21 protein-coding genes are annotated in these 23104 nt (G+C 42.7%); 14 read left to right on the top strand and 7 right to left on the bottom strand.

Annotated features, from left to right (window positions below):
- Positions 1-987 (bottom strand): hypothetical protein, encoded by a 987-nt coding sequence (locus DBR43_RS08550; RefSeq protein WP_124579743.1) that lies wholly within the window; start codon positions 985-987, stop codon positions 1-3.
- Between the two features lie 153 nt (positions 988-1140).
- On the opposite strand from DBR43_RS08550, the gene DBR43_RS08545 reads away from it, so the two are divergent.
- Both DBR43_RS08545 and DBR43_RS08540 read left to right on the top strand, forming a co-directional pair.
- Positions 1141-1710, top strand: coding sequence for an RNA polymerase sigma factor (locus tag DBR43_RS08545; protein WP_124579741.1), 570 nt, complete (start codon positions 1141-1143; stop codon positions 1708-1710).
- Positions 1710-2441: a tetratricopeptide repeat protein gene (locus tag DBR43_RS08540; RefSeq protein WP_124579739.1), complete on the top strand. Its 732-nt coding sequence runs from the start codon at positions 1710-1712 to the stop codon at positions 2439-2441. The genes DBR43_RS08545 and DBR43_RS08540 overlap by 1 nt, the downstream gene beginning before the upstream one ends.
- Positions 2442-2544: 103 nt before the next feature.
- Here the strand turns inward: DBR43_RS08540 and DBR43_RS08535 are convergent, their stop codons facing one another.
- The 3 genes from DBR43_RS08535 to DBR43_RS08525 all read right to left on the bottom strand — a co-directional run bounded on the left by DBR43_RS08535 (position 2545) and on the right by DBR43_RS08525 (position 4973).
- Positions 2545-2967 (bottom strand): hypothetical protein, encoded by a 423-nt coding sequence (locus tag DBR43_RS08535; RefSeq protein ID WP_124579736.1) that lies wholly within the window; start codon positions 2965-2967, stop codon positions 2545-2547.
- A gap of 242 nt (positions 2968-3209) precedes the next feature.
- Positions 3210-4052, bottom strand: a complete 843-nt coding sequence (locus tag DBR43_RS08530) for a DUF6266 family protein (RefSeq protein ID WP_124579734.1) — start codon at positions 4050-4052, stop codon at positions 3210-3212.
- Positions 4053-4454: 402 nt separating this feature from the next.
- A complete protein-coding gene (locus tag DBR43_RS08525; protein ID WP_124579732.1) occupies positions 4455-4973 on the bottom strand; it encodes a tetratricopeptide repeat protein in 519 nt (172 codons plus the stop codon).
- A 467-nt stretch (positions 4974-5440) separates the two neighbouring features.
- On the opposite strand from DBR43_RS08525, the gene DBR43_RS08520 reads away from it, so the two are divergent.
- The 7 genes from DBR43_RS08520 to DBR43_RS08490 all read left to right on the top strand — a co-directional run bounded on the left by DBR43_RS08520 (position 5441) and on the right by DBR43_RS08490 (position 15188).
- Positions 5441-5938 carry a hypothetical protein gene (locus tag DBR43_RS08520; protein WP_124579730.1) on the top strand — a complete coding sequence of 166 codons (498 nt, stop codon included), beginning with the start codon at positions 5441-5443 and terminating at the stop codon, positions 5936-5938.
- Positions 5939-5942: 4 nt separating this feature from the next.
- Complete coding sequence (locus DBR43_RS08515; protein ID WP_124579728.1) at positions 5943-6869, top strand: TIGR01777 family oxidoreductase; 927 nt, start codon at positions 5943-5945, stop codon at positions 6867-6869.
- Between the two features lie 236 nt (positions 6870-7105).
- Positions 7106-9844, top strand: coding sequence for a DUF1553 domain-containing protein (locus DBR43_RS08510; protein WP_124579726.1), 2739 nt, complete (start codon positions 7106-7108; stop codon positions 9842-9844).
- An 8-nt stretch (positions 9845-9852) separates the two neighbouring features.
- Positions 9853-11361: a DUF1501 domain-containing protein gene (locus DBR43_RS08505; RefSeq protein WP_124579724.1), complete on the top strand. Its 1509-nt coding sequence runs from the start codon at positions 9853-9855 to the stop codon at positions 11359-11361.
- A gap of 31 nt (positions 11362-11392) precedes the next feature.
- Complete coding sequence (locus DBR43_RS08500) at positions 11393-12325, top strand: sugar phosphate isomerase/epimerase family protein (RefSeq protein ID WP_124579722.1); 933 nt, start codon at positions 11393-11395, stop codon at positions 12323-12325.
- Positions 12326-12337: 12 nt separating this feature from the next.
- Positions 12338-13750, top strand: coding sequence for a c-type cytochrome domain-containing protein (locus tag DBR43_RS08495; RefSeq protein ID WP_124579720.1), 1413 nt, complete (start codon positions 12338-12340; stop codon positions 13748-13750).
- A gap of 196 nt (positions 13751-13946) precedes the next feature.
- Positions 13947-15188, top strand: coding sequence for an MFS transporter (locus DBR43_RS08490; RefSeq protein ID WP_124579718.1), 1242 nt, complete (start codon positions 13947-13949; stop codon positions 15186-15188).
- A 31-nt stretch (positions 15189-15219) separates the two neighbouring features.
- Here DBR43_RS08490 and DBR43_RS08485 read toward each other — a convergent pair whose 3' ends face one another.
- Complete coding sequence (locus DBR43_RS08485; RefSeq protein WP_124579716.1) at positions 15220-17007, bottom strand: alpha-L-fucosidase; 1788 nt, start codon at positions 17005-17007, stop codon at positions 15220-15222.
- A 189-nt stretch (positions 17008-17196) separates the two neighbouring features.
- Here DBR43_RS08485 and DBR43_RS08480 point away from each other — a divergent pair, with 189 nt between their 5' ends.
- The gene (locus tag DBR43_RS08480) at positions 17197-18273 is read left to right on the top strand and encodes an acyltransferase (RefSeq protein ID WP_158622458.1); all 1077 of its coding nucleotides are present in this window, start codon (positions 17197-17199) and stop codon (positions 18271-18273) included.
- Positions 18274-18348: 75 nt separating this feature from the next.
- Here DBR43_RS08480 and DBR43_RS08475 read toward each other — a convergent pair whose 3' ends face one another.
- Positions 18349-18663 (bottom strand): helix-turn-helix domain-containing protein, encoded by a 315-nt coding sequence (locus DBR43_RS08475; protein ID WP_124579713.1) that lies wholly within the window; start codon positions 18661-18663, stop codon positions 18349-18351.
- 136 nt (positions 18664-18799) lie between these two features.
- On the opposite strand from DBR43_RS08475, the gene DBR43_RS08470 reads away from it, so the two are divergent.
- The 4 genes from DBR43_RS08470 to DBR43_RS08455 all read left to right on the top strand — a co-directional run bounded on the left by DBR43_RS08470 (position 18800) and on the right by DBR43_RS08455 (position 22056).
- Positions 18800-19450 carry a hypothetical protein gene (locus tag DBR43_RS08470; RefSeq protein ID WP_124579711.1) on the top strand — a complete coding sequence of 217 codons (651 nt, stop codon included), beginning with the start codon at positions 18800-18802 and terminating at the stop codon, positions 19448-19450.
- 82 nt (positions 19451-19532) lie between these two features.
- On the top strand, positions 19533-20000 hold the full coding sequence (locus DBR43_RS08465; protein ID WP_124579709.1) for a hypothetical protein: 468 nt from the start codon (positions 19533-19535) through the stop codon (positions 19998-20000).
- 3 nt (positions 20001-20003) lie between these two features.
- Positions 20004-21086: a winged helix DNA-binding domain-containing protein gene (locus DBR43_RS08460; RefSeq protein WP_124579707.1), complete on the top strand. Its 1083-nt coding sequence runs from the start codon at positions 20004-20006 to the stop codon at positions 21084-21086.
- A gap of 568 nt (positions 21087-21654) precedes the next feature.
- A complete protein-coding gene (locus DBR43_RS08455; protein ID WP_124579705.1) occupies positions 21655-22056 on the top strand; it encodes a GreA/GreB family elongation factor in 402 nt (133 codons plus the stop codon).
- A 70-nt stretch (positions 22057-22126) separates the two neighbouring features.
- Here the strand turns inward: DBR43_RS08455 and DBR43_RS08450 are convergent, their stop codons facing one another.
- Positions 22127-23101 carry an EamA family transporter gene (locus DBR43_RS08450; RefSeq protein WP_124579703.1) on the bottom strand — a complete coding sequence of 325 codons (975 nt, stop codon included), beginning with the start codon at positions 23099-23101 and terminating at the stop codon, positions 22127-22129.
- Between the last annotated feature and the right edge of the window lie 3 nt (positions 23102-23104).

Genomic DNA, 23104 nt, shown 5'->3' with positions numbered 1-23104 from the left:
TTAATAACTATCGAGACTGTTGATGGCTGCCTGAACCGCAGCTTCTGTAGTTTCTGCTAAAGTGAGGACTACGTTTTGTCCGGCGCTGATGGTCACCTCCTGTGAGGCATAGTAGAACCTGCCATCTTTGATAGAGAAGGAAAGCATACGTCCCTGAACTCCGATCGGCATCATGTTGTCGTAACTTTTTACTTTATTCGTTCCGCCGGGAGTATACAACTGAGCAGCAACATTACTTCCTTTGGCACAGAAGAAAACATAAGTTTCTCCGCTGAAAGCATGGAAACTGGCAAAAGTTCCGGGATTGTTGTTTACTTCAACAGTAATGGTTGTTTTAGGATTGGCATAGCTGTAGAATACATCGCAGTTGATCCAGCCCAGTGTTCCAAAATCAAAGGTGAAGGTTGAATTGGTTGCGTTAACTTCTTTCTGGCCCACGCCATTGGCTTGTGGCCTTGGTGCTTGCCATGCCATTTGGTTATTGCCTGCAGCAACCAGTGGCTTGTCGTTTTGGTCTACACCTACCCAAAGTTGGGTGGCACCCTCTCTTTTAGCCGGAATAGCTATTTTTACGGGTACAGCCAGGTTTTGGTCTACACTGCTGCCATTGGATTTTACGTCGACAAAGATAAATCCGTCGGAGGCAAGCGGTGCTCCTGAAGCATGATTGGTATTTGCGCCGGTGAACAGCACCGTACTTCTTTTCAAAACTTCATAGGCTTCAACGGTAACCGTACCGGTTACTGCTACGCCACCTTTAGTAAGTGAGCCTGCAGGAAAATTAATTTTTGTTCCTCCTGCAAGGGTAACAGTCTGAGGTAATGCAGAAGCATTGATTTGTAAAGTCTGTAACTGGGCACCAAATTTCGCGGTGAAATCTTTTGCACTTTGTACCATACCTTCGTTGGTGCCTTTGTCTTTTTTACATGCAATGGTTAAACAAACGATTGCAATAAATAGCGTAGAGATTAGGTTGAACTTTTTCATGTCTGTAGAGTTTAAATATTTTAATTAATTGTGTGATTCGAATAGATATCAAGAAGCATGAAATATTGTTACCCCCCTTTGGTGATTTTTTTTTACAGCTTGTCAAAAGAAACTTTAAATTAGCAGGGATGTCATTTCTACTTAATCCGTTATATGGCTAAAAACATACATACCGATCAACGTTTTATTGTCGGCCTGGTAAATAATGATGCGGTCATTATCAACGATATCTATAAACGTTGCGCCCATAAAATAAAATCATGGATCACTTTTAACAATGGTAGCGAGGATGATGCGGCAGATATCTTTCAGGAAGCCTTAATGGACATATACCGGCAGGGGAAATACAAATCTCTGGAACTGACCTGCCCTTTTGAACCTTACCTGTTATTGGTTTGTAAACGTAAATGGTTGAACCAGATCAAAAAAAGATCAATTCTGCCGGTAACAAATTCGGAGGAGGATTTATTACATATCGGAGAAGATACTTTTGCTCAGGCAGATGAGCTGGAAGATCAGGCCAGACAATCGGACTTGTTTTACAGCGCATTTGAAAAACTCGGGGCACGCTGTCAGGAAATCATTTCCTGGAGCATGAAAGGAGAAGCACAGGAAAAAGTTGCGGAAGCACTTGGTGTAACTTATGGTTACCTGCGCAAAAAGAAATCTGAGTGTATGGCTTCGCTGATAAAAATGGTTCAATCAATTAAAACGGAAGAATAATGGCTAACGAGGATAAATTAACCAATGTTGCACGGTATGTGGAAGGGGATATGGAAGCAGGGGAACTACAGGCTTTTGAAGTACTGCTCAGGGAGGATTCGGAATTACAGGCTTTGTTGACCGAATATAAGGAGATCCATCAGAGCTTAAAGATGAAAATCGCCCCTGATGCCCGTGATAAAGCGCTGGAAAACACTTTGAACGAACTGAATGGAAAATATTTCAGGAAGGAAGGAAAAACGATGGCTTTGAACGGTTATTTGAAATGGATCAGCGTTGCCGCAGTATTGGTGATCGGACTGCTGGTCTGGGCGCCATGGTCCGGTGGATTATATGAGAAATATGCCACAGGAAGGGAGATGTCTGTAGCCGAACGTGGAACTGGCGCCGAGCAAAAAATAGAAGATGCGGCGGCACTTTATAATACCGGCGACTTCTCAGGAGCAGCAAAAATACTGGCTCCTGTTTATCAGTCCAATCCGGAAAGGGCAATGGTTGCTTATTATTACGGGATTAGTTTAATAGAGAATAATCAGGAGCAGGAGGCCCGTAAGGTGCTGCTAAAACTGTATGAAGGATCTTCCGTTTTTAAATATGATGCGCTGTACAATATTGGACTCAGCTATGTGAAAGAAAAGAACAATAAAGAGGCGCTGGTATGGCTGGCTAAGATTCCGGCAGATGACAACAACTATGCGCAGGCAAAGGAACTGATTGAAAAATTAAAATAACAGCTCTAAGAAAAGGAGCTGATATAGAAAGCGCCTGAATCATAAATCATGATTCAGGCGCTTTTTTAATAATGGATATTTCTGGTGCTGAGCTTAGCCTGTTTTAATCGAAAGCAATTTGCTCTGGTCCGGAGATTTTGTTGATGTGGCAGGCACATTTGCCGCCTGTTACTTTGATGATGGCTGATTTTTTCTGCCCGGTTTTCTCAGATGTACCTGTAATTTTTAAATCATCACCTTCTTCAGAAAAACTTTTTGTATTTCCATCATCTACGACTATATACGCACCGGTGCTAAGGTTTGCTGTTATCGCTGAATTTGCATATACCTTTTCTCCGGTCCTTTGGTTAATTACGCTAAAGTCTTTGACTTCTGTAACCTTCCCTTTGTTGTCAACAAATTGTATAGTTACAGAGCGGAATTCCTCAGTGCAGATCTTATTTTCACAATCTGAATCCCCTGTTGTCTTTTTTTTGCAGGACAGTAATGCGCTTCCCATTAATAGTGCAATTATCAGTTTTTTCATAATTTATCGGTTTTATTGATAAACGAAACAATCCGGAAAAACGCTACAGCTGAAATTAAGGAAGGCCGTTAAATTGGTACTGCCGGATAAATAAAGGCCTGAAAAAAGCTAATGCTAATATCCTGGCCGGATTGTAAATCAGGGAATGGTTCATTCCGAAATTCAGCGCATAGCAAGTTCCAGCCCTTACCATAGTAAAGGTGGCATTTATCAAAAATAGGTTGGACGCTGATCGCTAACCTTTAGCCAGGACCTCCGGGAAGGTGTGCTAATTGCTCCTTCAGAGAGAGGTATTCTGCCTTCAGATTCCGAAAAGCTTTGTCTTCTTCCTTCCGGGCCATATGAATGTCTCTTTGCTGGCTTAGATAATCGGGTTCAATCTTATCAAACCTGGTTTTTAAGATGATGTATCTTTCCTGAGCGGCTTGTTCTTCGGCACTTTTTACGGTTCCATTTATGTTTCCCAGATAGATGCTGTTTGAGATCTGCCTTCCATCGGCTGATTTGAAGCAGGCATAGGCCTCTATTGGCCCGTCTATTTGCCGTTGCTCGTCTAAAGTTATAAATACACTGCCAGCATCTCTTCTTGACGCATTCAGCAAGCAGCGTCCCATTTTTATCAAGGGAAAGCAGAGCTGAATCATGAGGATATCATCACCATCATACCCTCCATTATAACTTTCCGGATTCCAGCTTACGATCAGTCCCGTTTCTGTTTTGCTGATGCTGAAATCCCTTGCTCCGGGAAGCTCGCCATAACTCAGCACCACCTTGCTGTAATCTACGCTGATATTGGGGTATTCTCCCTTCAATGCCTGTTTTTTGTTGTAAGAGACTGCAAGGTTGTGTGCATTTTTTACCGTTCCCCTGGCTTCCAGTTCGAAACTATTTCTAATGAATTCTTTCATCGGCTTGACGAGCCTCATTGTGACCTCCATCGCCTGATAATTGGCCCGTTGCTTAATGCTTGGTTCACCTTGTTCACCGATTAGCCTGCAGACTGGCTGTCCTTTAAGCATGTAGTAGACCATGCCTCCGATTTTCCCATTGGGACAACCAAAAGCGCTTTTTGATAAGATTGCCATAATTTATAAATTAATTGTGTAATTAAATATACGTTTAATTTTTAGTTACAACAATAATCCTTAAATATTTGTTTTAACGGAAAATACGGAAACTGTATATAGCTTTTATATAGTCTATTCCATTTTGTGGAAATTAAAATAAATCTAAGCATGATTAGAACATCCCTTGAATGGGCCGCAGGTCGGTCGAGGCCCTAGCAACCTCCAGCCAAGACCGCTATAAAATCCACATAAGGGAAGAGCGTTTGTAAACTATTTTGGAATTACAGTTACAGGATAAGTATTTAACTACTGAACCCTGAATAATGTAGAACAGGAATGAATCAAATAAAAAATTAAAGGTCGTAAAAAAAGCCGGAAGAATGATCTTCCGGCCATAAGCAGCTCATACAAGCTCTTTTTTTATTCAAAATTATAAATGACATGCTGCGTCAACTGTTTCTTATCTCTCAGCCGTTGAAGATTGTCATGTAAGGCACTCTTATCCTCGATACCGGTACTGCTTAGCAGCGCTTGCTTATAAAGCTCATTTGCGGCTTCCCAACGTTTATCCTGCTCTGCATAGTTCCCCATTTGCTCGTAGATACAGCACTTGCATACGCCTTTTACAAGGAGCGCCTGGCTGAAAATCTGCTCTGCTAATTTTGACATTTCCAAAGTGGTTAGCAAACGGAGATAGGGAAGGTAAACATCCGGAAATTCCGGTTCCAGTCCGATACACTTTTTATAATAGTATCCGGCAGTCTGATAGTTTTTGAATCTATCCTGGTAGATATTTCCCAAATGATAATATGCCCTGGCATATTCCGGGTCAATCTGAATAATTTCGTTCATTAGGTGAAGTGCTTTCTGAGGCTCGCCGTGTTCTAACTCGTCGATGGCTTCAAGATATTTCTCTTCGATGGTATATAAAATGTCCATAAGGATCCTTTTCTTTTTTTGTTCCGGCTGTTAAAACTTCCGGAGGGCTATTAAATCTTTGATTATTGGTAATGCTGAATATCCTGGAGAGGCGTTAGATCCCGGATAGAAAGGGAAGATCCATGCTTATCCGGTGCAGGCAAACCACTGGGTTGCTGCTGTTCATTTGGATATGTTGGTACTTAAGCATGTTCTTTTTTTACAAATGTAAGGATATGTATCTAAATATCAAAACGTTTGGATTTTGTACAAAATATTGACTAATAAGGGGCAGCGATTTTTTGATGCTGTGCTGCTGGAACTGCTGAAAAATATTCCAGATAAATATATGTCGTATTAAACTTTCAGTAATTATTGAAAGTTTAATACTTTTGTTATATTTGTATATGGAATCGGTAAGAAAAGCCGGGGGAGCTGGTTTAAGGACTCAATTGTGAAAATATTTAAATGGTATAAATTTTATGAATATGGAAACGCTAAAAAAATATCTGATGCTTTATGATGAGAATTACTTCGGGATTCAGCAATCTTTAAAATGGATTTATCGCGTTGCCTTTCTTCTTTTTACCTGGTTCGTTACCGGATTTATATTGACAGCCTATGTAGAATTATTGAAGGAATTGATGCCAGTTGGTCACGCTTACCGGGAATACCTGATTTGTGGCGGACAAATCATTTTTCAGGGAATCATTATCAGTTTCCTTTTTCCGGCGCAGCGGTGGACCTATCTTGGAAACATGATGACCATTTCTTTCGCCGGTGCATTGTTACTGTTACCGGGTTTACTACTGGCGCAATACCTCCTGCTTCCCGCTCTTTTTTATGCGCTTTATTTTATGGGCGTTGCGGGGTTAATGTTTCTGGAGCACATCCGGAGAACCAGACTTTTGAAACTTGGAAATACATTGACCATTACCTGGGTAGCCTATCGAATCATGGTCCTTTTAATCATTTTTTTAGCTTAATCATATGAAATACCATAAAGTAATACTTGTTGGAGGTAACGGTTATCTCGGCAATGTGCTCGCAGACTATTATAAAGAACTTGCAGAAGAGGTCTTGATTTTAAGCCGTAAACCCAGGGCTGCTAAGGGTAACATTAGAACGGAAGTATGGGATGGTAAAGAGGAAGGAGATTGGGTAAAATCACTGGAAGGAGCGGATTTGTTGGTTAACCTTTGCGGTAAGAATGTGAATTGCCGGTATACACCTAAAAATCAGGCGGAAATCATCAGTTCCAGAACAATTCCGACAAGGTTACTTGGAAAAGTGATCGCGAAGTTGGTTCAACCTCCAGGACTTTGGATCAATGTGACCTCTGCTACTATTTATCGTCATGCAGAAGATCATGCTCAGGATGAAATCAGTGGAGAGTTGGGATATGGATTCTCAATAGAGGTTTGTAAGCAATGGGAAACGGCATTTTTTGAATCTGAAATACCAAAAACCAGAAAGATCGCTTTGAGGATGGGAATTGTTCTTGGCAGAAATGACAGTGTCTTTCCAAGGTTATTGAACCTGGTCAGATTTGGGCTTGGGGGACAGCAGGGAGATGGACAACAATACGTTTCCTGGATTCATGAACATGATGTTGCCCGTTCTACCGAATGGTTAACCGATGAGGGAAAAATGGAAGGAATCATCAATTGTACAGCGCCGGCAGCGGTTAAAAATAGGGAACTAATGAAAGTACTGAGGAAAGCATATGGCATTCCTTTCGGTTTACCTTGCCCACAATGGTTATTGGAAATTGGCGTGCGATTGATCGGTACGGAAACTGAATTGGTCTTAAAAAGCCGGTGGGTTTCCCCTAAGCGTCTGCTGGAGAATGGCTTTACTTTTCAGTTTGCAGAAATTCAACCTGCTGTACATGACATTTTAAGCATCCGGGTGTAGTACCGATCAGGAGTCATTTCCCTGATGTGTCAATAATATTACGCTGTATTTGCCTATAGTACATTTTGTGTGGACAATATAGTGTCAGTATTGGAGAATCTAAGTAAAGGTTTGTGAGGTAGCTTCGGCTACCTTTAGTTTTTAATTATTTATAGTAGTTGTCGGCATTTTTGTAAATAAAGAAATCCCTAACTATTTGTAAATTACCTGAACTAACCAAATGTATGATTCCCGGTATGAAAATATTCCGTAGCAAAAAGCTGATTGTGATCCTTGTTATTTTAGGAGTTGTGGTAATGGGTGCTTTCCTGATGCCTTCTTCAGATAAAGTGGATTTCAATACACAGATCAAACCTATTCTTAATAAAAAATGCATCTCCTGCCACGGAGGAGTGAAAAAACAGGGAGGCTTTAGCGTTTTGTTTCATGAAGAGGCATTGGCCGCAACTAAAAGTGGTAAACCTGCCATTATTCCCGGGGATCCCGATGGGAGTGAAATGATCAAACGCTTGCTCAGTAAAGATCCGGAACTCAGAATGCCCTACAAACATGAATCTTTAAATGAAGAGGAAATAGATCTTTTCAAACGCTGGATTAAGCAAGGGGCCAAATGGGGAGACCACTGGGCCTACCTTCCTGTAAAAGAAGTGGAAATTCCGGATGTATCGGACGACTGGGTAAAGAACGATATCGATAAGTTTATTTATGCAAAGCTGGAAGAGAAAAAAATGAAACCTTCGGCAGAAGCAGATAAAGCGACCTTATTGAGGAGGCTGAGCCTTGACCTTATTGGATTGGCTCCTTCAGATCAGGTGATGCGCCGTTACCTCAATAGCAAAGACAATGATAAAGCTTATGAAACACTCGTCGACTCGCTGATGGCTTCCCCTCGTTTTGGCGAGAAGTGGGCTTCCATGTGGCTGGACGTAGCCAGGTATGCAGATACTAAGGGCTATGAATCTGACGGTGGCAGAGAGGTTTGGAAGTACCGGGACTGGGTCATCAAAGCATTCAATGACGATAAGCCTTATAATCAGTTTATCACTGATCAGATCGCGGGAGATTTCTATGTGAACCCTACAGACGAGCAATACATCGCCACTGCGTTCCACAGAAACACGATGACCAATGACGAAGGGGGAACGAACAACGAAGAATTTCGCGTTTCTGCAGTATTGGACCGCGTAAACACGACCTGGGAGGGCCTGTTGAGTACCACCTTTGCCTGTGTGCAATGCCATAGCCATCCTTATGATCCTTTTAAACATGATGAGTTCTATAAGTTTATGGCTTATTTTAACAATACGCGGGATGAGGACCTGCAATCTGAATATCCGTTACTGAGGCAATATGATGATTCTCTGCAAAGAAAACTGAGTGGCCTGACTTCCTGGTTAAAGCAAAATGCCGGACAGGAAAAAGCAGCTGAAGTTTATAAATTTCTCAAAACAGGGCAGCCAAGTATCAATTCAACGACGACAGACAGCCTGAAGAATGCCGTTATCGGAAATAACAACATTGCTTTGTTTTTTAAGAACAACGCACAGGCCAGGATCCCCGCTGTGGATTTAAAAGGGGTAAAACAAATGATTTACCGTTATTCTTCAAATGTGCCGGGTGGAAATATGCAGTTGCGGATGGACAATCCTAACGGACCGCTGATTGCTTCCTGGAAAGTACCTTCGGGAGATAAGTATCAAAATTTAGAGGTAGAGATCAAACCTCAGACAGGAATTCATGATGTTTATCTAGTTTACCAGAATCCTGGAATAAAAAACAAAGACCAGTTTACCGTATACTTCGACTGGTTTTATTTCTCTGATTCTTTTCCTGGCAAGGCTAAACCGGGGTATGCGGAAAACAAAGCGGCTTTCTGGACTTTGCTGAATTCCAATCCTTCTTCAATTCCGGTTATGGTAGAAAATCCGGCCAACCGTCAACGGAAAAGTTATGTGTTTGAAAGGGGAGCCTGGATCTCAAAAGGAAAAGAAGTGCAGGTAGGTGTACCGAAAACACTGGCCTATGCCATGCCAAAAAATGCGCCTAAAAACAGAATGGGCCTGGCGATGTGGTTAACTGATTCCAGAAATCCCCTGCTTTCCCGGACTATGGTAAACCGGCTTTGGGAACAGTTGTTCGGAACCGGAATTGTAGAAACACTGGAGGACATGGGAACCCAGGGAATGTCGCCAACACATAAAGAACTGCTGGATCATTTGTCCTGGCAGTTCATGCATCAGTACAAATGGAGCGTGAAGACCTTGCTGAAGGAGATGGTGATGAGTGCTGCTTACAGACAGGATTCCAGGTTATCGGAAGCGGTCAAAGAGAAAGATTTATTTAACCATTACTACGCCAGAGGTCCAAGAACCCGGTTAAGTGCCGAACAGTTGAGAGACCAGCATTTAATGGCAAGCGGGGTTTTAAGCACCAAAATGTATGGACATGGGGTGATGCCATGGCAGCCGGAGGGAATCTGGAATTCGCCTTATAATGGCGCGAAATGGGAAAATTCCAAAGGCGAAGACCAGTACCGAAGGGCAATTTATACCTACTGGAAAAGATCTGCGCCTTACCCTTCGATGATCGCATTTGATGGGGCACAAAGAGTGGTTTGCAGTCCGCGAAGAATCCGTACCAATACACCATTACAGGCATTGGTGACGCTAAACGATGAGGCTTATATAGAAATGGCACGCCATTTTGCAAAGCGGATGGAGCTGGAAGGCGGTAAAGACATCGGGCAGAAGATCAGTAAAGGTTACCAATGGGTGATGTACAAGCCTATTGCTGCACCCAAACTCCGGATTCTGGATAAACTGTATTTGCAGGCCTTCAATGATTATAAAAAGAATCCGGCAAAGATGGGCGAGATCCTAGGCGCGGAAGATAAAGATAAAAATCCGGAGAAAGCCGCATTGGTGATTGTTGCCAATGCCATGCTGAACCTGGATGAAGTAGTGACCAAAAATTAATCAACGTCATGACAAGAGATGAATTAAATGCACACCGCCTCGTAAAAGAAGCAAAGGAAACAGAATTGAGGTCTTTTACCCGCCGGCATTTTCTAAAAGAAAGTGCGATGGGGCTTGGCGCCATCGCAATGGGTTCCTTATTGGGAAGCTGTAATTTCGGTGCCAAAACCAATAATCCGGTTTTATACGATCCTGCACATCCATTATTGCCGAAATCACCGCCGTACTTTGGAAAAGCCAAAAGTGTGATCTACTTACATATGGCAGGGGCCCCATCTCAGCTGGAGCTCTTTGACTATAAGCCGGAACTGATGAAAATGGACGGACAAGACTGTCCGCCTTCCCTTCTTGCCGGGAAAAAATTTGCGTTCATCACCGGAGTGCCTAAAATGCTGGGTGCACAGGCGCAATTTGCACAACACGGACAGAGTCGTGCCTGGGTGAGCGACAATATGCCTCATTTCTCAACGATGGTGGATGAAGTTAGTTTTCTGAAAGCAGTGAGCACAGATCAGTTCAACCATGCGCCTGCACAACTGCTGATCCATACGGGAAGTGCCCGTTTGGGCAGGCCAAGTATCGGGAGCTGGGCAACCTATGGATTGGGAACCGAAAACCAAAACCTGCCGGGCTATGTGGTGCTGACCAGTGGAGGAAGTTTTCCTGATGCAGGAAAAAGTATCTGGGGGAGTGGATTTTTGCCTTCCGTTTACCAGGGGGTACAATGCAGAAGCGAAGGAGACCCGGTATTGTTTATCAAAGATCCTCATGGCATGAGCCGTGATTTGCGTAAAGCTTCAATTGATGCCATCAATGCCTCCAATGAACTGGAATATGCAAATTATAATGATCCGGAAATTCTTTCCAGGATCTCACAATATGAAATGGCTTACCGGATGCAGATCTCCGCGCCGGAAGTGATGAACATCAATGATGAGCCTGCTTATATCCATGAAATGTATGGGACACAACCGGGAAAATCTTCTTTTGCCAACAATGTATTGCTGGCCAGGAAACTGGTGGAAAAAGGGGTGCGGTTTGTTCAGCTTTTTGACTGGGGATGGGATGCACATGGAGATGGCCCGAATAATTCGCTGAATATCGGCCTGAAGAATAAATGCAGAAGCACAGATAAACCCATCACCGCGTTATTACTTGACCTGAAACAAAGGGGGTTACTGGACGAAACGCTGGTGGTTTGGGGCGGTGAATTTGGCCGGACACCAATGATGGAGAATCGAAACGGAATTCAGAACCCATATAACGGAAGGGATCACCATACCGAAGCATTCACGATGTGGATGGCTGGCGGAGGCATCAAGAAAGGTTTTACGCATGGCGAGACCGACGAAATAGGATATAGTGCCCTGAGTGGAAAAGTTGATCCTTTTGATATCCAGGCCACCATACTTAATCAGCTTGGGTTTAATCATGAGCAATTTACTTATCCTTTCCAGGGCAGGCCTTTCCGTTTAACGGATGTCTCAGGAAAGGTGATTCAGGATATTGTAGCCTAATTTAAAATTAACCAAACAACCACCGAAACGAATGCACCAAAACCGAAGGAATTTTATTAAAACTACTGCCACCGCTACTGCTGCGGGATTATTTGCGCCATTAGCCGGATTGGCAGCACAGGAAACAATTGGCGTTAAAGCTGCTGCCGGCTATGAATTGCTCTTTATGGCGACCGATTGGGGTTTTAGCGGTACGATAGATGAATTTTGCGCAGCTGCAAAAAAGGAAGGATATGAAGGAATTGAGTTGTGGTGGGCAGTAGATAATCCTGCGGCTCAGCAATCATTATACGATGCTTTGAAAAAGCATCAGCTGCAGGTTGGCTTTCTTTGTGGCGCTGGTCAGCCCAAAGCAAAGCCTCACCTGGAAACCTTCATGAAAAATCTGGATGCGGCATTAAACAGTGTTCAAAAGCCGGTATACATCAACTGCCATTCCGGAAAAGACTACTTTACTTACGAGGAAAATAAAGCTTTGATTGATTATACGACTAAAAGATCCAGAGAAAGCGGAATTCCGGTTTATCATGAAACCCACCGCGGGCGGATGCTGTATTCCGCACCTGTGGCCCGTCAGTTTATTGAGAGAAATCCGGAATTGCGCCTTACCCTCGATATTTCTCATTGGTGTAATGTGCATGAAAGCTTGTTGGCGGATCAGCAGGAGACAATTGACCTCGTACTGGAACGGGTTGCTCATATTCATTCCAGAGTCGGGCATCCGCAGGGGCCTCAGGTAAATGATCCAAGGGCACCGGAATGGGAAAATGCATTAAAAGCACATCTGGGCTGGTGGGATAAAGTGATCGCTCGTAAAAAGAAAAACGGAGAGCGAATGACGATCTTAACAGAATTCGGCCCACCTGATTACATGCCTACTTTACCTTTTACCCATCAGCCTGTAGCCGATCAGTGGGCTATAAATGTGCATATGATGAACCTGTTGCGTAAACGTTATCAATAATTTGAGGCCAGAATGATACTTTTATCTATATCAGACCTTATCGGAAGGTTTCACCCGATATTGGTACACCTTCCGATAGGAATTTTACTGCTGGGCTGCTTGTTTCAGCTGATCAGCAGGTACCCTAAATTTTCAGGATTAAAGCCTGCCATTCCATTGACATATCTGCTTGGTTTCCTTGGAGCAGTATGTTCCTGCATAAGTGGTTATCTCTTGTCTCAGAGCGGTGACTATGATGCTGGTCTTGTTGATGTTCACCAGTGGCTGGGGATCGGTACCGCTGCCTTTTCCCTGTTTTCCTATCTGATGATTCAGAAAGCCGTTCGGGAGATGTTCTTAAATGTGACTGCTGCAGTATTGCTGATGTTAATCACCTTAACAGGGCATTATGGCGGATCTTTAACACATGGCTCTGATTACCTTACTGCCGCATTGGGGGATGCTCCTGAGAAAGGAGCTTCAGCAATTCCCCCGGTTGTAAATGTCCAGCAGGCAATGGTGTATACCCATATGGTACAGCCATTATTGAAGAATCGTTGTTACAGTTGTCATGGTGCTGAAAAACAGAAGGGTAAACTTCGCCTGGACAGCAGGGAGTTTATGCTGAAAGGCGGGGAAGAGGGAAAAGCCCTGATTCCGGGGAGTCCCGAAGAAAGCGCGCTGATAAAAAGGTTACTGTTGCCCATCAGCAATGAAGACCACATGCCTCCAAAAGAGAAACCCCAACTTTCTGCACAGGAACTCGCTTTGCTGGAGTGGTGGATTAAGGAAGGTGCTGATCTGAATAAAAAGGTGCAGGACTTGAAACAGACGGAAAAAATTAAACCGGTATTGCTGAGCTTTCAGACTGGTGCAAAAAAGGAGGCCGGTAAGGTTTTGGAAATACCCGTAAAAGAGGTAGGTAAAGCGGATGCTAAAGTGATTGCAGATTTGAAAGCGGCAGGCGTGGTGGTGATTCCTGTAACGGGTAACAGTAATTATTTATCGGTGAGCTTCGTGACGGCCAGGCCCTCGCTCAGTTCATTAACGCTTTTGAAATCTTTAAATGAGCAGTTGATCTGGCTGAACCTTGCAAATACAGATCTTGGCGATAAGGGAATGGAAATTATTGCAGGATTTAAAAATCTGGTCCGGATCAATTTGACGCAAACACAGATTACAGATCAGGGTCTGGTACAATTGAAAAGTATAAATACCTTACAATATTTAAATCTGACGGGAACAAAAATAACAGGCAAAGGCTTACTTGCTTTGAAAGGCTTAAAGGAAATTCAACAGATTTACTTGTATCAGTCGGCGGTAAATAAGCAGGATGAGCAGAGGTTAAAGAAAGAATTCCCAAAAGCTATTCTTGATTTTGGGGGATATCAGGTTCCGACAACAGCAAAGGATACTACTGAAGTAAAGCCAGCTGCTGCTTCCTGATGGTTGTCCTGATTTGTTAACCTGTCGTAATTCTGTAAATGCTGATCAGGCTGACCTCAGATAGAGGACCTGACCAGATTTTGGTACAGGCTAAACTGTGTTAAAATAAACTGACAAAAAGAGGGGGGATTAGCAGCATATAAAAATGGAATCACTATTTTAGAAATGGAATACCATTCCTAAACCCATTTTATAAATGACCACGCTAACCAAAGAAAAAAGTACATTGGCATATTTGCTGAGTGCACCTGTGATTGTAGCTTCCCTGGGCTATTTTGTCGACATCTATGATCTCCTTTTGTTTGGAATTGTCCGGATTCCCAGTCTGACAGAATTGGGCCTCGATGAGGCGGCCCGTTCCATTGAAGGGGCAAGCATTCTCAACTGGCAGATGACCGGTTTGCTGCTTGGTGGCGTATTATGGGGAGTGCTGGGTGATAAAAAAGGCCGGCTCTCTGTACTTTTTGGTTCGATCATTACCTATTCCGTTGCCAACTTTGCCTGCGGTTTTGTACACGATGTTTTTATCTATAAAATTTTGCGCTTTGTGGCCGGGGTAGGCCTTGCAGGAGAACTGGGTGCAGGAATCACACTGGTTTCTGAGAGCCTTCCAAAACGATTAAGGGCCTTGGGTACTTCCCTGGTGGCAGGGGTAGGTGTACTGGGCGCAGTAGTAGGCTATTTTACAGTTGAACTATTTAGCTGGAGAAATGCCTATTTCATTGGTGGAGGAATGGGAATCCTGTTGCTGTTTTTAAGAATTGGTGTATTTGAATCGGGCATGTTCCATGCGATGAAAGCGAAAGAGCAGCTGAGCAAAGGAAATTTTCTTTCCTTTTTTACGAAGAAGAGCAGACTGATTTTATACCTCAAATGTATTGGCGTTGGCCTGCCTACATGGTTTGTAATTGGAATTCTGGCCACATTCAGCAATGAGATTGGAAAGGCTTTGCACATTTCTGAGCCGATAAAACCGGGATTAGCAGTGATGTGGTGTTATGTAGGCCTTGCAGCCGGCGATTTAGTCAGCGGCCTGTTGAGTTACTGGCTGGAATCGCGCCGTAAAGCCGTTGCCTTTTTGATGTTATTTGCCGCTATCGGAACAGTAATCTTTCTGTTCGGAGGCATAGAAACGTCAAGGGGATTGTACCTGATGTGTCTGTGGACTGGTTTTGGAATCGGGTATTGGGCAATGTTTGTTACGATTGGTGCGGAGCAGTTTGGTACCAATGTACGTGCTACTGCGGCAACCACCATTCCAAATATGGTAAGAGGTACAGTGGTTTTAATGACCACATTTTATACCTTTTTGAAACCACAGGTGATGGAGTTGTATGCTGCAGGTATTGTCGGACTGATCTGTTTTGCCATTGGATTTTATTGCATTAAAACCATTCCTGAAACCCATCATAAGGACCTGGATTTTGTAGAGGATTAATGCTTTCCCTGCTTTCTTATGAAGGCTTCGGCTATAACACCGGGTGCAGGATAACTGATTTCAATTTGAAGAGTTCTTTTGTATTTGCTTCCGGTCTTAGTTTTATGGTATACACACCTGCTTTTGCAATAGAGATGATCGCTACGGGGTGTTTGATGAATAACAATGGTTTTCCCGAATTGAATTCTGAAGTCCTGAGGGTTTGAAATTTGTAGTCTTTGTGTTCAAATTCCATAATGCCTTCCTGTTTTGCACTTTCTTCAGGACATGCATATTCTAACAGTACTTTATAATCGCCAGGCGCTGTTACGTTGAATTTAAATTCGACCTGATCATCGGGCTTCATCATGTTCAGAATGCAGGGGGTATGTTTCCAATCTCCGAAATAATGACTGTAAGTCAGCGTTTCCAGTTTTGCCGCGGCACTGGTTTTAGCATTAACGACTTCCAATATATTGGCATCGTATTGCGGAGATACAGTAGGGATATTGTTTAGATAACCGTCGTTTAGTGTACCTGTGTAATTGACGACAATGACAGTGTTGTGCGGATCGGGGGAAAGCGGCATCTCTACGGTCAGGGTCTGATCTTTAAGGGAGTGTTTTAACGACGTTTTATCGGTTAAGCGGTAAACTTTAGTGATGTTGCTGTTTAGGCCTGGTACGATTATTTTTCCATCTTTAGGTGGATTCAGGACATGGAGAAAGAGCTTTCCCGGCTTAGAGGTTGTCACACCCCAGGGTTGCGAGGGAATGAGTCCGTAGGTGCTTTCATAAATGCTTTCTCCGTTTGCTTTTAACCAGAGGCCAGTTGCCCTGAGGAATTTTTCTGAGTAATAAGGGATCTTCCCTTCTCCATCCGGACCTACATTGAGCATGAGATTACCACCTTTGGAAGCTACATTTGCGAGCAGCTGAATGATCTCCTCAGGCGATTTGAAATTCATATCATGACTGATGTATCCCCAGGAATCATTATGGGTGTATATGGATTCCCAGGCTCCTTTAATTGGCGTGGCAGGTACTTCAGAATCTCCAAAGGTCCGATAGTCGCCAAGCCCTTGCCCAACCCGGCTGCTGAACAGACTTTTCGGTTGAAGTGCATGCATTTCATCCACGAGATCCTGAGTCTGTTGCTTATTTAATCCACCAGGCATGTCAAACCAAACAATACCAAGATTACCGTAATTGGTTAACAGTTCTTTCAGCTGCGGGATGGATTTCTCTTTGTAATATTTTAAATAATCTTTATCTGCCTCCTTGAAATCCCATTTGTTGCCTCCTCCGTTCGGTTCATGCCAGTCTAAAAACTGAGAATAATAGAAACCGAATTGAATGCCTCTTTTTCTGGTGGCATCTGCCAGTGCTTTCATTGGGTCTTTCCCATAAGGAGAAGCCTTGACAATGTTAAAATCACTGACCCTGGAGTCATACATGGCAAAGCCTTCATGATGTTTTGCAGTGATCACCATGTACCGGATGCCGGCATCTTTGGCCAGATCCGCCCATTCCTGAGCATTGAATTTAACGGGATTAAAGCTGGAGGCTACTTTTGCATATTCAGATGCAGGAATCTTTGCCTGGTTCATGAGCCATTCTCCACTGCCATAGTAATCTTTGTCTTTCCAGACACCGGCGAGCTTTGAATATAGCCCCCAATGAATAAACATTCCAAATTTCGCATTCTTAAACCAAAGGGTATTTGGATTTTCTTTTCCATTAGCTTCTTTGTCCCAGCGGTCAATATCCTGTGCGAATGAAAGCCCTGGAGTTAAAAAGTATAAAAGACTGCAGATTATGATTTTTTGGAGGAGTTTCATGTGGTATTAATGCTTGCTGGTTAGTTGGTTACTAAGTTAAGGAGCCTGTTTTTTCATTGTTCTCTCTTTATAGCTAATCATTAAGCATTTTTGGCAAGATATTCACATTTTGGGGCAATCCTTGGTAGTTTCCGTTAAATGGCTTAGGTTTATCCTCCCAAATGTGTAGAAAGGATAGAAATGGGAGGTATGGTGAAAATGGAAATCGATAGAATGACGAATAAGGTAAACATTAACTGGCTTGATTTATTAAAAGTAATTGCTGTATTTATGGTGATTGTGGCGCATGCCAATGATTGCATCATTCTAAATCAGGACGGAAATTTTAATTTTGAATGGGGAACCTATATTGGTTCTTTATACCGTTTTGCTGTTCCTTTATTTGTACTGATCTCCGGAGTTTTGTTGCTGCCTGCTAAACTGGGCACGGTGGAGTTCTATAAAAAGCGCCTTTGGCGGATTATTCCTGCCTTGCTTTTCTGGGGTCTGGCTTATGTTTTGTTTGACGGATTAATCCTGAACCATAAATCCTGGGACAAGATCCTGATGGAGATCGCTAAACTTCCGCTAAGCTTCAGCGATTCGGCTCCACATCTTTGGTACTTATATATGTTGGCGGGATTATACCTGATCATTCCAATCGTGTCTCCATGGCTGGTCAAAGCCACCAAAAGAGAATTGGAATTGGTCCTGGCAATTTTTATCTTCTCTACTTTTATTCCTTACCTGAAGTTCCTGACCGGATTGGGTTTCGGGGTTTGCGATTGGAACGAGTTTCATTCCTTTTATTACCTGTCTGGTTTTATAGGATATCTGTTAATGGGCTATTACCTGTACACCTATTTGCCAGGATGGAGCATTAAAGTAAAGCGCTGGACGGGTGCATTTCTATTTTTAACCGGATATGGAATTACCTATTACCTGACGGTCAGTGTTCCTTTCTCAATTCCAAATATTGAAATGGTATGGTATTATTGTTCTCCAAATGTCCTTTTGGAAGCGGTTGGGATCTTCTTACTGGTTGAAGGAATGGAATTTAAAGAAGGGCCGTTCCTCAAGGTAATCCAAACCATTGCGCATTATTCTTTTGGGATTTTCCTGGTTCATTATTTCTTTATTGGCGTTATTTTTAAATTTATGGCTGCCCGTTTTGAACTTCATCCCGGATTAAACGTATTGTTGTCCTGTACACTTACCCTCCTGATTGCTTTTGCCACGGTATGGATCCTCGCTAAGTTCAGGCTGACGCGCAAATTGGTCATGTAAACCTGTTTTATTTTGAGCTCCTTCGACTGAGAAAGCTGTTGGTCACAGCTGGCGTACTAATCGAAGGAACTACTGTTACCTGTTGTTACGTAGTCCTAATAACTTTTTGATCGATCGGATAACCACCCTTAGGAAATTGTACCGGCGTTTATGATCGGTAATGATATTGGAGATGATGAATTTCTGATCGCAGGCTTTTATAGTGGCCAATGGCACATCGAGAATTTTAGCAATCCTGGCCAGGGAGTCTTCTTTAATCATGGCCCTCTGCTCCATTCTTGATACCGCCTGCTGGCTTATTCCCAGTGCCTTAGCCAATGTTTCTTGTTTCATTTCACGGGCTGTACGAATGCGGCTTACATTTCTTCCCAAATGAGGTTTCTCAGTCATAGTACTAATTTTTAAGTTTTTATATGGTTTTAATAGCTAATTGTATAATACAACCTCCTGGATTGTTAATTACAACGGCGTTAAATTAAATTATTTAAGGTGTATCTTCTACTTTTGGTTAATTAAAACGAAAAATATGACAATTATTGCTAAAAGAAAAGAAAAAGGGCTAAAAATTAGTTTTACCACCTTTGACCTGATTTACTTCATTCAGATGAAAAGAATTGCTTCCGGCCTCTCCCAGGAGGAACTTTCCTTTTTAATTGGCAGGGGGAGCAGTTTTATAGAAGAAAGGGAGGCTTTTAAATCCAATAAGGAATTGTGGCTGGGAGACGTGTCGGTGATGTCTAAAATATTTGATTGCAGGCCTGCAGAGTTCTTTAGAAGTGTAAAGGGGAAAGCGAATGAAATCCGGTTGTTGTCCAGACAAATGATTAAAGGTGATTACATTCAATATGAAGTATTTGGGTTACGTGAAGATGATTCCATTGAATTGTTATACATGATTAATGAAGAGGACCCTGTAAAAAAGTATACGGAACGGGAACGGTCGGTTTTGCTGGAGCTTTCCCGGATAGAGATTGCGGCATTGCTTGGTGAGCGTTACTTCGAAGGAGTGGAGAGGTCCCCGTTTGACATTTTTAGGGAATGCCGTAAACGTGCCGGCTTGCTCATTAAGGCAGACTTTGTTGCCCAGGTACTGAATGATTACTCATTGGGATCCGGGCCGCTGGTACTGAAAAAATATAAACATAAAGACAGGGGATTCGTATATCTGGGGTTGTAATGAAAATTAATGTTATACTTAAAAGGTATTTTTAATATTTTAGTGAAACATTAAATTGTTTAAAACCAATAAATCAACGAAGATGAATTTAAAAATTGGCGCTCTTTTATTAACAACAGCACTGGTTCCGGTCTTAAAATATGGGAATAATTCAAACCATACCATTAAAGATGTTCCCATTAAAGGAACCTGGGAACTGGTCTCAGGTGTTACCATTCAGAAAGGTGATACGACCTTTACAGATTACAGGAAAGGCCAGAGGCAAATAAAGATCATCAATGATACTCATTTTGCTTTCCTGAACCACGACCTGAAAATGGGCAAAGAGGGGACTCCTGTCTTTGTAGCCGGAGGAGGGAAGTATACCTTAAAAGGAAATCAATATACCGAACACCTGGAATATTGTAATTACAGAGAATGGGAAAATAAGACTTTCACATTTACGGTGACCTTAAAAAAAGATACCCTGATCCAGCGTGGAATGGAAAAAGATGAAAAAATTGGGGTAGACAGAGAGATCATTGAGAAATATGTAAAATCAAAAGAATAAGTGATGAACCTGGAGGATGTTTCCAATATCAGGTTAGTAAACCAGCAGATCGAATCAGGTTCCTTTAAACAGGCAAAGGACCTGGTATCCTGGATGGGGGCAATGCAGGCTCAGGATTATGCAATGGCAACCTGGGGAATTGGATTGAGGCTCCCGGAGGCCAGGGAAAAATTGATTCAGGAAGAGATTGATAGCGGAGCCATCCTGAGAACACACCTGCTGCGGCCAACCTGGCACCTGGTCTCTGCAGATGATATCTGGTGGATGCTGGAACTCACAGCAGCACAGGTCAGGATAAAGTCCGGATCGAGGCTTAAGGAACTGGGCATAGATGCCGGGGTTTGCCTGAAAAGCAATCATGTTATCGAATCTGCTTTTGCAAAGCAACAATACTTAACCAGGGAGGAATTGTATTTCGAAATGGAGCAAAATAAGGTGGGCGGCGATAAAGACCGCTGGTCTCACCTTATTTTTCTGGCAGAGCTGGAGGGGATTCTATGCAGCGGAATAAAAAGAGATAAAAATCAGACCTATGCGATTCTTGGCGATCGGGTGCCGAGACCGGTTTCAATTGGCAGGGATGAGGCATTGGCAAAATTGGCGTTCAGGTATTTTTCAAGCCATTGTCCGGCGAGCCTCAACGACTTTATCTGGTGGTCGGGCTTACCCATAACTGCAGCAAAAAGAGCGCTGGAGATGATAAAACCTGGTTTCATTTCTGAAACGATTGCCGGTCAGGAATTCTGGTTCCCTGAAAATTTTTCCAGATCAGCCCCTGCAAGCTCTTCTGTACATCTGTTGCCTGCTTTTGATGAGTTTCTGATCAGTTATAAAGATAGAACTGCGGCATTTCCCCTAACGCATCACGCTAAAGCATTTACCAATAATGGGATTTTTCATCCGGTCATTGTAGTCGGAGGACAGGTGAAAGGGATCTGGAAGCGGACAATAAAGAAAAATAAGGTTTCTTTTGAGGCGCAGTTTTTTCAAGCGGTATCGGCAGAGGTCCTGGATCTAACAAAAAAAACGGCCTTAAAATTCGCTGCATTTCTCGATAAAGAGATCGAATACATTAAACCAGCCTGAGGCAACATTTTTTATATCGGGGCATTTGGGCTATCTTTGTCTTAATGAATTCTAAAAGGCAGTTAAACAAAACATACAACGATCAGTTTGCTACGCAATTGCGGACAGCAACCGCTATGTTCTGCCGTTTTCTCTCCCTGCAATATCGTTTGGGGGATTCTTTTCTTAAAAGCAGTAAGGACTTTATTAATTAAGCCCCGGCCTTTCTAAAGGTTTGGGGATGATTACCTTAATTCCTTTTTCTTTTATCTTTTTGTTTTTCTATCATGGAAAAATTGGACATGGCATCCCTTTTTGGGATTGTTCTTATGCTGGTTTCTTTACTAAACCTATGCGTTTTATTGCTTGCAACCCTATTGCTAAAACCAATATGGCCTGGCTTTTCTATTGCCCTTTTCGTACCGCTGACGGAAATACAATTGCTATTGCTGAAATGGAAGATAAATCCTTAGAAAAGATGGAAAAATTAATCAGGAGGAGCCGGGATTTTGATGATTTGGCCCCAGTTGAGTTTCAGACTGGGGCAGCAAGATTAATCAGATTATTTAACCCGTTTATCCATACATACATGAATACGACCTCATTAAAAATAGACAATACCCCCATTATATTATCAACAGGAATTTTTGACTTGTTAAAAGACCACATCAGGAGAAGAAAGTTAAGCAAATTCAATGAAGAAAAATTAAAGCTGGAACTTCGCTATGCGAGACAGGTATTAAGAAAAGAATTACCGGAAGACGTGGTGACTGTAGATACCCGTGTCCGGGTAAAGGAGCTGGAGTCGGGACATGAATTTACTTATACCCTGGTGGCTCCCGGAAAAGCAAGGGATAAGCATAAGACCCTTTCGATCTTATCGCCAATCGGTGTTGCAATGTTAGGCTACGTTAAAGGGTCTAAGCTGCAATGGGAAATGGCTGATGGAATTAAAGCTTACCAGATAGAAGAGGTGACAAAACTGGGATAGCCAGGTATTTAACCCTGTTCAGGATCAGGTCCTGAACAGGGTTTTTATGATGTTATATGCGATTTCGTACTCATGATTTGGAAACCTGCAATTCCGGATTGGCAGGAATGGACTTCGCACCGGCTCTATATTTAACCAGGTTAATCAGGAGCACGCTTGCCAGAATTACAACCAGCCCTAAAATCTGGATCAGCGTTACTTTTTCGTTTGTAAAACAAACACTGAGCAATACCGCAACTACCGGATTTACATAGGCATAGGTACTCACCTGTGTTGCAGGGCGAACAGTTAATAGCCATACATAAGCACTAAAAGCTGCAATTGAGCCAAAGATGATCAGGTAACCGATCGATAGCCAGGCATCCATAGGAATGCTCTCCCAATGAAAACCCTTGAATTCTGAACTCAAAAAGCTGCCCGGGATGAAAGCAATTCCTGCAGCAATCATTTGCCATGCCGTGTTCACGGCAACGGAACTCTTTGGATCAGATTTATATTTGGAGAACAAAGACCCGCCAGCCCATGCAATTGGGCCGATCATCAATAAAGCCATTCCTAAAATCTGCATATTGCTTTGGCTGGTATTCAGCGAATGGATGATCTGTTCGCCAAACAATAGAATCACGCCAATAAAGCCAATGATCAGGCCTGCTATGGTAGATCTGCTGCTCAGGTTTTCTTTCCATTTTGGTTTATCCAGAATCACAAACCAGATGGCAGCGGAGGCCACCATGATCGCAACCAAGCCACTTGGAATAAACTGTTCTACCCAAATGACAATGCCATTTCCAACACCAAGCATTAAAAAACCGCTTATTGCTGCATATTTTATATTTTTCTTGTCAAAGATCTGCTCTCCTTTGAAACGGCACCACATCATCAGTAATGCTCCGGCAACGAGGAAACGAAAAGTACCCAGGATAAACGGAGGAAAGCCTGCAAGTGCTTTCTGAATGAAAAAATAAGTAGAGCCCCATACGATATAAACAGTGGCAAAAGCCAGGTAGACCAGGAGGGGAGAGGCGGTTTTATTCAGGTGTGTCATAGG

Source organism: Pedobacter sp. KBW06 (assembly GCF_003852525.1).
In the GTDB taxonomy this organism is placed as follows: Bacteria; Bacteroidota; Bacteroidia; order Sphingobacteriales; family Sphingobacteriaceae; genus Pedobacter.
Note: the sequence above shows the minus strand (reverse complement) of the source record. Positions and strands in the feature narration are given on the sequence as shown.

What these genes read in the sequence shown, in the direction of transcription:
- DBR43_RS08550 (WP_124579743.1), bottom strand. Translation starts at nt 987, where the DNA reads ATGAAAAAGTTCAACCTAATCTCTACGCTATTTATTGCAATCGTTTGT.
- DBR43_RS08545 (WP_124579741.1), top strand. Translation starts at nt 1,141, where the DNA reads ATGGCTAAAAACATACATACCGATCAACGTTTTATTGTCGGCCTGGTA.
- DBR43_RS08540 (WP_124579739.1), top strand. Translation starts at nt 1,710, where the DNA reads ATGGCTAACGAGGATAAATTAACCAATGTTGCACGGTATGTGGAAGGG.
- DBR43_RS08535 (WP_124579736.1), bottom strand. Translation starts at nt 2,967, where the DNA reads ATGAAAAAACTGATAATTGCACTATTAATGGGAAGCGCATTACTGTCC.
- DBR43_RS08530 (WP_124579734.1), bottom strand. Translation starts at nt 4,052, where the DNA reads ATGGCAATCTTATCAAAAAGCGCTTTTGGTTGTCCCAATGGGAAAATC.
- DBR43_RS08525 (WP_124579732.1), bottom strand. Translation starts at nt 4,973, where the DNA reads ATGGACATTTTATATACCATCGAAGAGAAATATCTTGAAGCCATCGAC.
- DBR43_RS08520 (WP_124579730.1), top strand. Translation starts at nt 5,441, where the DNA reads ATGGAAACGCTAAAAAAATATCTGATGCTTTATGATGAGAATTACTTC.
- DBR43_RS08515 (WP_124579728.1), top strand. Translation starts at nt 5,943, where the DNA reads ATGAAATACCATAAAGTAATACTTGTTGGAGGTAACGGTTATCTCGGC.
- DBR43_RS08510 (WP_124579726.1), top strand. Translation starts at nt 7,106, where the DNA reads ATGAAAATATTCCGTAGCAAAAAGCTGATTGTGATCCTTGTTATTTTA.
- DBR43_RS08505 (WP_124579724.1), top strand. Translation starts at nt 9,853, where the DNA reads ATGACAAGAGATGAATTAAATGCACACCGCCTCGTAAAAGAAGCAAAG.
- DBR43_RS08500 (WP_124579722.1), top strand. Translation starts at nt 11,393, where the DNA reads ATGCACCAAAACCGAAGGAATTTTATTAAAACTACTGCCACCGCTACT.
- DBR43_RS08495 (WP_124579720.1), top strand. Translation starts at nt 12,338, where the DNA reads ATGATACTTTTATCTATATCAGACCTTATCGGAAGGTTTCACCCGATA.
- DBR43_RS08490 (WP_124579718.1), top strand. Translation starts at nt 13,947, where the DNA reads ATGACCACGCTAACCAAAGAAAAAAGTACATTGGCATATTTGCTGAGT.
- DBR43_RS08485 (WP_124579716.1), bottom strand. Translation starts at nt 17,007, where the DNA reads ATGAAACTCCTCCAAAAAATCATAATCTGCAGTCTTTTATACTTTTTA.
- DBR43_RS08480 (WP_158622458.1), top strand. Translation starts at nt 17,197, where the DNA reads ATGGTGAAAATGGAAATCGATAGAATGACGAATAAGGTAAACATTAAC.
- DBR43_RS08475 (WP_124579713.1), bottom strand. Translation starts at nt 18,663, where the DNA reads ATGACTGAGAAACCTCATTTGGGAAGAAATGTAAGCCGCATTCGTACA.
- DBR43_RS08470 (WP_124579711.1), top strand. Translation starts at nt 18,800, where the DNA reads ATGACAATTATTGCTAAAAGAAAAGAAAAAGGGCTAAAAATTAGTTTT.
- DBR43_RS08465 (WP_124579709.1), top strand. Translation starts at nt 19,533, where the DNA reads ATGAATTTAAAAATTGGCGCTCTTTTATTAACAACAGCACTGGTTCCG.
- DBR43_RS08460 (WP_124579707.1), top strand. Translation starts at nt 20,004, where the DNA reads ATGAACCTGGAGGATGTTTCCAATATCAGGTTAGTAAACCAGCAGATC.
- DBR43_RS08455 (WP_124579705.1), top strand. Translation starts at nt 21,655, where the DNA reads ATGAATACGACCTCATTAAAAATAGACAATACCCCCATTATATTATCA.
- DBR43_RS08450 (WP_124579703.1), bottom strand. Translation starts at nt 23,101, where the DNA reads ATGACACACCTGAATAAAACCGCCTCTCCCCTCCTGGTCTACCTGGCT.